We start from the raw sequence: 11,220 nt of genomic DNA on the forward strand, positions 1-11,220 counted from the left end.
TTGTTCCTGCTCGGCGCCGACGAGATCAAGGCGCCGGACGGCACCTTCGTGGTCTATATCGGCACCCATGGCGACCGCGGCGCGCACCGCGCCGACGTGATTCTGCCGGCGGCGGCCTATACCGAGAAGTCCGCGATCTACGTCAACACCGAGGGCCGGGTGCAGATGACCGGGCGCGCCGCGTTCCCGCCGGGCGAGGCCCGCGAGGACTGGGCGATCGTCCGCGCGCTGTCCGAAGCGCTGGGCAAGAAGCTGCCCTATGATTCCCTTGCCGCGCTGCGCCAGGCCGTTTTCAAGGCAGTGCCGCATCTGATGCGCATCGACCAGATCGAGGCTGGCCAGGCGGACCAGGTCAAGGCGCTGGCGGGGAAGGGCGGCACGCCGGAGAAGGCGCCGTTCAAGCCCCTGATCGAGGACTTTTACCTGACCAACCCAATCGCGCGTGCGTCCGCCGTGATGGCGGAATGCTCGCGGCTTGCCTCCGGGCAGATGCTGACCGCAGCGGAGTGAGCGTGATCTGATGGAATTCTTCGAAAGCGCATTCTGGACCGGTTTCCTCTGGCCGCTGATTATCATGCTCGCCGAGAGCGTCCTGCTGCTCGTCGTGCTGCTGGTCGCGATCGCCTACATCCTGCTCGCCGACCGCAAGATCTGGGCGGCGGTGCAGATCCGCCGCGGCCCGAACGTGGTCGGCCCCTGGGGCCTGTTCCAGTCCTTCGCCGACCTCTTGAAGTTCGTGCTGAAGGAGCCGGTCATCCCGGCCGGCGCCAACAAGGGCGTCTTCCTGCTTGCTCCCCTGGTGTCGTGCGTGCTGGCGCTCGCCGCCTGGGCGGTGATCCCGACCAACCTCGGCTGGGTGATCTCCGACATCAATGTCGGCATCCTCTACATCTTCGCGATCTCGTCGCTGTCGATCTACGGCATCATCATGGCCGGCTGGTCGTCGAACTCGAAATATCCCTTCCTTGCCGCCCTGCGCTCGGCGGCACAGATGGTGTCGTACGAAGTCTCGATCGGCTTCGTCATCATCACGGTGCTGCTCTGCGCCGGCACGCTGAACCTGTCGGCGGTGGTCGAAGCGCAGCATGCGCGCGGCATCGGCAGCCTGATCGGCCTGCCGCAACTCACCATCCTGAACTGGTACGTCTGGCCGCTGTTCCCGATGTTCGTGGTGTTCTACGTTTCGGCGCTGGCGGAAACCAACCGTCCGCCGTTCGACCTGGTCGAAGCGGAATCCGAACTCGTCGCCGGCTTCATGGTCGAATACGGCTCGACGCCGTATCTGCTGTTCATGCTCGGCGAGTATGTCGCGATCTGCACGATGTGTGCGATGGCGACGATCCTGTTCCTGGGAGGCTGGTTGCCGCCGGTGGACCTGCCGCCGTTCAACTGGGTGCCGGGCATCGTCTGGTTCTCCCTGAAACTGTTCTTCATGTTCTTCCTGTTCGCGATGGCGAAGGCGATCGTGCCGCGCTACCGCTACGATCAACTGATGCGGCTGGGCTGGAAGGTGTTCCTGCCCCTGTCGCTGGCGATGGTGATCGTGGTGGCGGGCGTGCTGCATTTCGCCGACATCGCGCCGAAGTGAGGATCGCCATGGGTATCAACGTCAACGCCACTGCACGCTCGCTGCTTCTGTCGGAATTCGTATCGGCGTTCGTCCTCACGATGCGCTACTTCTTCCAGCCGAAGCCGACCCTGAACTATCCCTTCGAGAAGGGGGCGATCTCGCCGCGCTTCCGCGGCGAGCATGCGCTGCGCCGCTATCCCAACGGCGAGGAGCGCTGCATCGCCTGCAAGCTTTGCGAGGCGGTCTGCCCGGCGCAGGCCATCACCATCGAGGCGGGGCCCCGCCGCAACGACGGCACCCGCCGCACCGTGCGCTACGACATCGACATGGTGAAGTGCATCTATTGCGGGCTGTGCCAGGAGGCCTGCCCGGTCGACGCCATCGTCGAGGGCCCGAATTTCGAATTCGCGACCGAGACCCGCGAGGAGCTCTACTATGACAAGGCCAAGCTGCTCGCCAACGGCGACCGCTGGGAACGCGAGATCGCCAAGGCGATCGAGCTCGACGCGCCGTACCGGTGAGGTGAGGGCATGATCCTTCCTGCGCTGTTCTTCTATCTCTTTGCCGGCGTCTGCGTCGCCTCGGCGGTGATGGTGATTGTCTCGCGCAATCCCGTGCACTCCGTGCTCTATCTGATCCTGGCCTTCGTCAACGCCTCCGGCCTGTTCGTGCTGATGGGCGCCGAGTTCCTGGCGATGATCCTGATCGTCGTCTATGTCGGTGCGGTCGCGGTGCTGTTCCTGTTCGTGATCATGATGCTCGACGTCGATTTCCTCGAGCTGCGCGAGGGCTTCATCGAGTACCTGCCGGTTGGCCTCGTGATCGGCGGCATCTTCCTGTTCGAGCTGCTCCTGACCGTCGGCTTCTGGGTCATCAATCCCGGCGTCACCAAGACGATCACGGCGGCGATCCCGGCCAACGTTCCCAACACCGAGGCGCTCGGGCTCGTGCTCTACACGAAGTACATCCATTACTTCCAGCTCGCCGGCATGGTGCTGCTGGTCGCGATGATCGGCGCCATCGTGCTGACGCTGCGACACAAGGCCAGCGTCAAGCGGCAGGACATCAACGTGCAGAACGCGCGCACGCCCGAAATGGCGATGGCGATGCGCAAGGTGGCGTCGGGGCAGGGGCTTTCGGATGCCGATGCGGCGGAGTGGGTGAAATGACGATCGGGCTCGGACACTACCTCGCCGTCGGCGCGATCCTGTTCACGCTCGGGATTCTCGGCATCTTCCTCAACCGAAAGAACATCATCATCATCCTGATGTCGATCGAGCTGATCCTGCTCGCCGTCAACATCAACCTGGTGGCCTTCTCGACCTTCCTCGGCGACATCGTCGGGCAGGTCTTCGCGCTCCTGGTGCTGACGGTCGCCGCTGCCGAGGCTGCGATCGGCCTCGCCATCCTGGTGGTCTATTTCCGCAACCGCGGCTCGATCGCGGTTGAGGACGTCAATCTGATGAAGGGCTGAGCTTTCCCATGGTTCAGGCGATTGTCTTTCTGCCGCTGCTCGGCGCCATCCTCGCCGGCCTGATCGCCATTTTCGGCGCGCATGGCCGCAACCCCAGCGGCGATACCGTCGAGCATCACGACGACGCGCACGGCCATGGCCATGCGTCGGCGGCCCATGACGACCATGGACATGACGACCACGGTCACGACGACCACCACGTCGCCGAGCCGGCGGCGGCGGGCTCGCGCGCGGCCGAGCTGATCACGACGGCGCTGCTGTTCGTGTCCGCGGGCCTGTCCTGGTTCACCCTGGTCGACGTCGGCTTCATGCATCATGATGCGCGGATCGCGCTCCTGCCGTGGATCAACTCGGGCGACCTGCAGGTCGCCTGGGCGCTGCGCGTCGACACGCTGACCGCGGTGATGCTGGTCGTGGTCAACACCGTGTCCTCGCTCGTCCACCTCTATTCCATCGGCTACATGGACGAGGATCCGAACCGGCCGCGCTTCTTCGGCTATCTCTCGCTGTTCACCTTCGCCATGCTGATGCTGGTGACGGCCGACAACCTCGTGCAGATGTTCTTCGGCTGGGAGGGCGTGGGTCTGGCGAGCTACCTGCTGATCGGCTTCTGGTACCGGAAGCCGTCGGCGAATGCGGCGGCGATCAAGGCTTTCGTGGTCAACCGCGTCGGCGATTTCGGCTTCGCGCTCGGCATCTTCGCGATCTTCATGCTCGCCGGCTCGACCGATTTCGAGACCATCTTCCATGCCGCGCCGGGACTCACCGGCAAGACCATCGACTTCCTCGGCTGGCACGCGGACGCGCTGACCCTGACCTGCCTGCTGCTGTTCATGGGCGCGATGGGCAAGTCGGCGCAGTTCCTGCTGCACACCTGGTTGCCGGACGCCATGGAAGGCCCGACCCCGGTCTCGGCGCTGATCCACGCCGCGACCATGGTCACCGCCGGCGTCTTCATGGTGGCGCGCCTGTCGCCGCTGTTCGAACTCGCGCCCGACGCGCAGGCCGCGGTGATGTTCATCGGCGCGACCACGGCGTTCTTCGCCGCGACCATCGGCCTCGTCCAGAACGACATCAAGCGCATCGTCGCCTATTCGACCTGTTCGCAGCTCGGCTACATGTTCGTGGCGATGGGGGCGGGGGCCTATTCGGTCGGCATGTTCCACTTGTTCACGCACGCCTTCTTCAAGGCGCTGCTCTTCCTGGGCTCCGGCTCGGTGATCTACGCGATGCATCACGAGCAGGACATCCGCAACATGGGCGGCCTGTGGCGGAAGATTCCCTACACCTACGCGGTGATGGTGATCGGCACGCTGGCGCTGACCGGCTTCCCGCTGACCGCCGGCTATTTCTCCAAGGACGCGATCATCGAGTCCGCCTACGCCTCGCACAATCCGTTCGCGCTCTACGGCTTCCTCCTGACCGTCGTCGCCGCGGGCCTGACCTCGTTCTATTCGTGGCGCCTGATCTTCAAGACCTTCCACGGCGAGCCGCATGACGAGCATCACTACGAGGCGGCGCATGAGAGCCCGGCCTGGATGCTGATCCCGATCGGCATCCTTGCGGTCGGCTCGATCGCCGCCGGCTTCCCGTTCAAGGAGCTGTTCGCCGGTCACGGCATCGAGGAGTTCTTCCGCGAGTCCGTGAAGATGAACCCGCACATCGTCGAGGAGATGCACCACATCCCCGAGACCGTCGCCTTCCTGCCGACGGTGATGATGGTGCTGGGCTTCCTGGTGTCCTACCTGTTCTACATCCGCCGGCCGTACCTGCCGGTCGAGCTCGCGGAAACCCAGCCGTTGCTGTACCGCTTCCTGCTCAACAAGTGGTATTTCGACGAGCTGTACGAAATCATCTTCGTGCGGCCCGCGAAGTGGATCGGCTATCAGCTCTGGAAGAAGGGCGACGGCTTCGTCATCGACGGGTTCGGCCCCGACGGCGTCTCGGCGCGCGTGCTCGATCTCACCCGTCAGGTCGTCAGGATTCAGACCGGCTATCTCTATCACTACGCATTCGCCATGCTGATCGGCGTCGCCGGCCTGATCACCTGGTTCATGTTCGGCTTTGGAGGCCAGTAAGATGACGACCTGGCCCATCCTGTCCGTCACAACCTTCCTGCCGCTGGTCGGCGCGCTGATCGTCTATCTCAGCCGCGGCGACGACGAGGCCGCCAAGGGCAACGCGCGCTGGATCGCGCTCTGGACCACGCTGATCACCTTCGCGGTGTCGCTGCTCCTGGTCTGGCGCTTCGATCCGTCGGTCGCCGACTTCCAGTTCGTCGAGAGGACGAACTGGCTTGCGGCCGGCATCGCCTACCACATGGGGGTGGACGGCATCTCGCTGCCCTTCGTGATCCTGACCACCGCGTTGATGCCGTTCTGCATCATCGCGAGCTGGAAGTCGGTCCAGCAGCGGGTTCGCGAATACATGATGGCGTTCCTGATCCTGGAAACGCTGATGGTCGGCACCTTCGCCGCGCTCGACCTCGTGCTGTTCTACCTGTTCTTCGAGGGCGGCCTGATCCCGATGTTCCTGATCATCGGTGTGTGGGGCGGTCCGCGCCGGGTCTATGCCTCGTTCAAGTTCTTCCTCTACACGCTGCTCGGCTCAGTCCTGATGCTGCTCGCGATCATGGCGCTGTACTGGAACGGCGGCACCACCGACATTCCGACCCTGATGCACACCGCCGTGCCGCGGTCCTTGCAGACCTGGGCGTGGCTCGCCTTCCTCGCCTCCTTCGCGGTGAAGATGCCGATGTGGCCGGTGCACACCTGGCTGCCGGACGCGCATGTCGAGGCGCCGACCGCGGGCTCGGTGATCCTGGCTGCGATCCTCCTGAAGATGGGCGGCTACGGCTTCCTGCGCTTCTCGCTGCCGATGTTCCCGCTCGCCTCGCACGATTTCGCGCCGCTGATCTTCACGCTCTCGACCATCGCCATCATCTACACCTCGCTGGTCGCCTTGATGCAGGAGGACATGAAGAAGCTGATCGCGTACTCGTCGGTGGCCCATATGGGCTTCGTCACCATGGGTATCTTCGCCGGTACCATGCAGGGCGTCGCCGGCGGCGTGTTCCAGATGATCTCGCACGGCATTGTCTCTGGCGCGCTGTTCCTCTGCGTCGGCATCGTCTACGACCGCATGCACACCCGCGAGATCGCGGCCTATGGCGGCCTCGTGAACCGGATGCCGCTGTACGCACTGGTGTTCATGGTCTTCACCATGGCCAATGTCGGTCTGCCCGGCACGAGCGGCTTCATCGGCGAATTCATGACGCTGCTCGGCACCTTCAAGGTCTCGATCCCGACCGCGTTCTTCGCCACCACGGGCGTCATCCTGTCGGCGGCCTATGCGCTCTGGCTCTACCGCAAGATCGTGTTCGGGGCACTGGTGAAGCCGTCGCTGATGAGCATCAAGGACCTCACCTTCCGCGAGAGCCTGACGCTGTTTCCGCTGGTCGCGCTGACCATCCTGTTCGGCGTCTATCCGAAGCCGGTGCTCGACATGTCGGCCGCTTCGGTCCAGCAACTCGTCAACAATTACAACACTGCGGTGACGGCCGTTAAGGCCGCCGCGCTGCTGCAGTAACGCGGCAGGGTGAGGATATCGCCATGAGCTTTGAGACTGCAGGTTATCAACTGGCGCCGGTAGTGCCCGAGCTCGTGCTCGCGGTCGGCAGCATGGCGCTCCTGATGCTCGGCGCCTATCGCGGGCAGGGGACGACGAAGGCGGTCACCACGCTCGCGGTGCTGCTCCTGGTCGCAACGGGCGTACTGGAGCTGTGGCTGCCCGCGGGCAAGCTCGTGACCTTCGGCGGCAGCTTCATCGTCGACGACTTTGCGCGCTTCCTGAAGGTCCTGGCGCTGATCGGATCGGGCGTGACGCTGGTGATCTCGACGGAGTTCCTGGCCGATCCGTCGCGGCGCATCTTCGAATATGCGATCCTGGTGCTGCTCTCGACCCTCGGCATGATGGTGCTGATCTCGGCCGGCGACCTGATCTCGCTCTATCTCGGGCTCGAGCTGATGTCGCTCGCGCTCTACGTCGTGGCGGCGTCGAACCGCGACAACGCCAAATCGACCGAAGCCGGCTTGAAGTACTTCGTGCTGGGTGCGCTGTCCTCGGGCATGCTGCTGTACGGCTCCTCGCTGATCTACGGCTTCACCGGCACGATCAGCTTCGCCGGCATTGCCGCATCGGCCAAGACCGCCAACGTCGGCCTGGTGTTCGGCCTGGTGTTCCTGCTCGCGGGCCTCTGCTTCAAGGTCTCGGCGGTGCCGTTCCACATGTGGACGCCCGACGTCTACGAGGGCGCGCCGACGCCGGTGACCGCCTTCTTCGCGTCCGCGCCGAAGGTCGCAGCGCTCGCGGTGTTCACCCGTGCGACGCTGACGGCGTTTCCGGGCATTCTCGGCGAATGGCAGCAGATCCTGGTGTTCGTCGCGATCGCTTCGATGCTGCTCGGCGCCTTTGCCGGGATCGGGCAGACCAACATCAAGCGGCTGATGGGCTATTCCTCGATCGGCCACATGGGCTTCGCGCTGCTCGGGCTTGCCGCCGGCACGCCGGAGGGCGCGCAGGGCGTGCTGGTCTATATCGCGATCTACGTGGCGATGACGCTCGGCGCCTTCGTCGTCATCCTGGCGATGAAGCGCAACGGCGTCAGCGTCGAGAACATCAGCGATTTCGCCGGACTCTCACGTACCAACCCGCTGCTCGCCTTCTTCTTCATGATGCTGCTGTTCTCGCTCGCCGGTGCGCCGCCGCTCGCGGGCTTCTTCGCCAAATGGTACGTCTTCGTCGCGGCGGTCAAGGCCAACATGTTCACGCTGGCCGTGATCGGCGTGCTCTCCAGCGTGGTGGGCGCCTACTACTATCTCGCCATCGTCAAGACGATGTATTTCGACGAGCCGGCGGGGCGCGTCGATCCGGTGCGCGTGGAGCTGCGCACGGTGCTGGCGATCACGGGCCTCTTCAACATCTTCTTCTTCGCCTATCCGGCGCCGCTCGTCAGCATGGCGAGCGCGGCGGCCAAGTCGCTGTTCTAGGGATGAGTTTCGCGCTCGGTCCTCGGACACTGCAGGCGGGCTACCGGCTCGTTTCCTTCGACCAGACCGGCTCGACCAACGCGGTGGCGCTGGAGCGCGCGCGTGCCGGGGAACGTGGCCCGATCTGGTTCGTCACGACCTTGCAGACCGCGGGCCGCGGCCGTCGCCAGCGTGCCTGGATCGCGCCGCGGGGCAACCTTGCGGCCACCATCCTCGAGGTCACGAAGGTTGCCCCCGCCGTTGCGGCGACGCTCGGTTTTGCAGCCGGGCTGGCCGAAGCGACCGCTCTCGACAAGGTGAGCGTCGAGGCCGCGCTGCGTCTCGGTCCGAACGGACCCAGATACACCCTGAAGTGGCCGAACGACGTGCTTGCCGGCGGCGGGAAGCTCGTCGGCATCGGCCTCGAGGCGGAAGCGGTCGGCGACGAGCTCGCCGTCGTCGTCGGCATCGGCACGAACGTGGTCGCGGCGCCCGAGGGCTTGCCGACGCCGGCGGTGTCGCTCGCCGAGCTTGGCGTTCAGATCAGCGCGGAAGAGCTGTTCCTCGCGCTATCCGATGCGTGGGTGGAGTTCCGGGGCATCTGGGACGACGGCCGCGGCTTCGGCGAGATCCGCCGGCGCTGGCTGGACCGCGCGGCGGGCCTCGGCGAGAGGGTGGTGATCAATACGGGAAGCGCGACGCTGGAGGGCACCTTCGATACCATCGACGACGCCGGCTGCCTGATCGTTCGCACCGCCGACGGTCGGCGCGTGCCTGTTGCCGCGGGCGAGGTGTTTTTCGGCACGGCCGCTTCCGCAGGAGCAGCGTGATGGCGAGACCCGAAGAACTGGTGTTTGCGCCGCTCGGCGGGGTCGGCGAGATCGGCATGAACCTGTCGATCTACGGTCTCGGCAACCGCCATCAGCGTTCCTGGCTCGCGGTCGATCTCGGCGTCTTCTTCGGGGACGAGGAGCATCTGCCCGGCATCGATCTCATCATGCCCGACATCCGCTTCCTCGAAGCCGAGCGGAAGAACCTGATGGGGCTGGTGCTCACCCACGCCCATGAGGATCATTTCGGCGCGATCATCGATCTCTGGCCCAGGCTGAAATGCCCGATCTACGCGACCAGGTTCAGCGCCGCGCTGTTCGAGGCCAAATGCGCCGCCGAGCGCAATCCGCCGAAAATTCCCGTCACCGTGGTGCCGTCGGGGGCCCGCGTCGATATCGGTCCCTTCAACGTCGAGTTCATCCCGGTCGCGCATTCGATTCCGGAATCGCATGCGCTGGCGATCCACACCGACGCCGGCACCGTGCTGCACACCGGCGACTGGAAGATCGACCCGACCCCGACCGTTGGACCGCCGACCGACGAGAAGCGGTTGCGCGAGCTCGGCGAGGAAGGCCTGCTGGCCCTGATCGGCGATTCCACCAACGCCGTGCGCGAAGGCCGTTCGCCCTCGGAGGCCGAGGTCGCCAAGACCATCATCGAGCTCGTCAAGGGCGCCAGGGGCCGCGTCGCGGTGACGACTTTCGCCTCCAACGTCGCGCGCATCAAGGCGGTGGCAGCTGCGGCGCGCGCCGCCGATCGCGAGGTCGTCGTGGTCGGTCGCGCCATGGACCGCGTGGTGCAGGTCGCGCGCGAGACCGGCTATCTCGACGGCGTGCAGAATTTTCGTTCGACCGACGTCTATGGCCATTTTCCCGCGGAGAAGGTGCTGGCGCTCTGCACCGGCAGCCAGGGCGAGCCGCGCGCGGCGCTGGCGCGCATTGCCAATGACGACCATCCCGAAGTCACGCTCAATCGCGGCGACTGCGTGATCTTCTCCTCGCGCACCATTCCGGGCAACGAGAAGGCGGTCGGCACCATCGTCAACAACCTGGTTGCCCAAGGCGTCGAGATCATCACCGACCGCACCCATCTCGTCCATGTCTCCGGCCATCCCCGGCGCGACGAGCTGCGCGACATGATCGCCTGGACGCGGCCAAGCCTCCTGATCCCCGTGCACGGCGAGGCGCTGCATCTGCACGAGCACGCGAGACTCGCGCGCGCGGCCGGCGTGCCCAAGGTGCTGGTCTGCCGCAATGGCGATCTGGTGAAGCTCGGGCCCGGCGAGCCCGGCATCGTCGGGGAGATCCCGACCGGGCGGCTGTACAAGGACGGCGCCATCCTGGAGGATGCGAAGTCCCGCGCCGTGGTCGAACGGCGCCGGATGGCGTTCTCCGGCTGCGTGTTCGTGGCGATCGCCATGACGGCCCAGGGCGAGCTCGCCGACGACCCGGAGGTTGATCTCGTCGGCGTGCCCGAGAAGAATAAGGCGGGCGAGGCGTTTGACGACATCGTGTTCGACGTGGTGGTCTCGACCGTGGAAGGTCTGCCGCGGCCGCGGCGCCGTGATCCGGACGCGCTTGCGGAATCGGTCCGGCGTGCGGTGCGGGCGGCGGTCAACGAACACTGGGGCAAGAAGCCTCCCTGTCTGGTACATGTGCTGACGGTTTAACGGGAGAAGAGACATGCTGGGCCGGCTCAACCATGTGGCGATCGCGACAAGGGACGCGGTCAAGGCCGCAAGGATCTATGGTGCGGCGTTCGGCGCGCCGATTTCGGGCGCGTTGCCGCTGCCCGATCACGGCGTCATCACGGTGTTCGTGACGCTGCCCAACACCAAGATCGAGTTCATCGAGCCGCTCGGCGAGGCCTCGCCGATCGCGAAATTCCTGGAGCGCAACGCCGACGGCGGCATCCATCACGTCTGCTACGAGGTCGTCGACATCATCAAGTCGCGCGACACGCTGGTGAAGGAGGGCGCGCGGGTGCTCGGCGACGGCGTGCCGAAGATCGGCGCCCACGGCAAGCCGGTGTTGTTCCTGCATCCAAAGGACTTTTCCGGCGCGCTGGTCGAGATCGAGCAGGCCTGAGCCCGCATGGCCTACCAGATCTCCACCGCGCTCGCGATCTACTTCGTGCTGTGGTGGGTCACGCTGTTCGTGACGCTGCCGTTCGGTGTGCGCAGCCAGCACGAGGACGATGCGGGCGCCCCGGGGACCGATCCCGGAGCGCCGGTTCTCGCACGGATGGGCAAGAAGCTGATCTGGACCACCGCCATTTCGGCGGTCGTGTTCGCGATCGGCATGTCCGCCTACCACGCC

General features: G+C 65.4%; 12 protein-coding genes. All 12 read left to right on the forward strand.

Features of this window, described 5'->3' with window-relative positions:
• The coding region (locus KGM94_RS18950; protein ID WP_300262773.1) for a molybdopterin-dependent oxidoreductase at positions 1 to 510 on the forward strand (510 nt) is incomplete at its 5' end.
• A 10-nt stretch (positions 511 to 520) separates the two neighbouring features.
• Positions 521 to 1,588, forward strand: a complete 1,068-nt coding sequence (nuoH, locus tag KGM94_RS18955) for an NADH-quinone oxidoreductase subunit NuoH (RefSeq protein WP_300262776.1) — start codon at positions 521 to 523, stop codon at positions 1,586 to 1,588.
• A gap of 14 nt (positions 1,589 to 1,602) precedes the next feature.
• Positions 1,603 to 2,091, forward strand: a complete 489-nt coding sequence (nuoI, locus tag KGM94_RS18960; protein ID WP_300262809.1) for an NADH-quinone oxidoreductase subunit NuoI — start codon at positions 1,603 to 1,605, stop codon at positions 2,089 to 2,091.
• Positions 2,092 to 2,100: 9 nt separating this feature from the next.
• Positions 2,101 to 2,739, forward strand: coding sequence for an NADH-quinone oxidoreductase subunit J (locus tag KGM94_RS18965; RefSeq protein ID WP_300262779.1), 639 nt, complete (start codon positions 2,101 to 2,103; stop codon positions 2,737 to 2,739).
• A complete protein-coding gene (gene nuoK, locus KGM94_RS18970; protein ID WP_300262782.1) occupies positions 2,736 to 3,044 on the forward strand; it encodes an NADH-quinone oxidoreductase subunit NuoK in 309 nt (102 codons plus the stop codon). The genes KGM94_RS18965 and nuoK overlap by 4 nt, the downstream gene beginning before the upstream one ends.
• A gap of 8 nt (positions 3,045 to 3,052) precedes the next feature.
• On the forward strand, positions 3,053 to 5,122 hold the full coding sequence (gene nuoL / locus KGM94_RS18975) for an NADH-quinone oxidoreductase subunit L (protein ID WP_300262785.1): 2,070 nt from the start codon (positions 3,053 to 3,055) through the stop codon (positions 5,120 to 5,122).
• Position 5,123: 1 nt separating this feature from the next.
• A complete protein-coding gene (locus KGM94_RS18980; protein ID WP_300262788.1) occupies positions 5,124 to 6,632 on the forward strand; it encodes an NADH-quinone oxidoreductase subunit M in 1,509 nt (502 codons plus the stop codon).
• A gap of 23 nt (positions 6,633 to 6,655) precedes the next feature.
• Positions 6,656 to 8,092: an NADH-quinone oxidoreductase subunit NuoN gene (gene nuoN, locus KGM94_RS18985; protein ID WP_300262791.1), complete on the forward strand. Its 1,437-nt coding sequence runs from the start codon at positions 6,656 to 6,658 to the stop codon at positions 8,090 to 8,092.
• Positions 8,093 to 8,094: 2 nt separating this feature from the next.
• On the forward strand, positions 8,095 to 8,901 hold the full coding sequence (locus KGM94_RS18990) for a biotin--[acetyl-CoA-carboxylase] ligase (protein WP_300262794.1): 807 nt from the start codon (positions 8,095 to 8,097) through the stop codon (positions 8,899 to 8,901).
• A complete protein-coding gene (locus tag KGM94_RS18995) occupies positions 8,901 to 10,571 on the forward strand; it encodes a ribonuclease J (RefSeq protein ID WP_300262798.1) in 1,671 nt (556 codons plus the stop codon). The genes KGM94_RS18990 and KGM94_RS18995 overlap by 1 nt, the downstream gene beginning before the upstream one ends.
• A 13-nt stretch (positions 10,572 to 10,584) precedes the next feature.
• Entirely contained in the window at positions 10,585 to 10,989 is a 405-nt protein-coding gene (gene mce / locus KGM94_RS19000) for a methylmalonyl-CoA epimerase (RefSeq protein WP_300262801.1), read from the forward strand.
• A gap of 6 nt (positions 10,990 to 10,995) precedes the next feature.
• The coding region (locus tag KGM94_RS19005; RefSeq protein WP_300262805.1) for a DUF1467 family protein at positions 10,996 to 11,220 on the forward strand (225 nt) is incomplete at its 3' end.

The organism is Bradyrhizobium sp. (genome assembly GCF_028868675.1).
GTDB lineage: Bacteria > Pseudomonadota > Alphaproteobacteria > Rhizobiales > Xanthobacteraceae > Bradyrhizobium.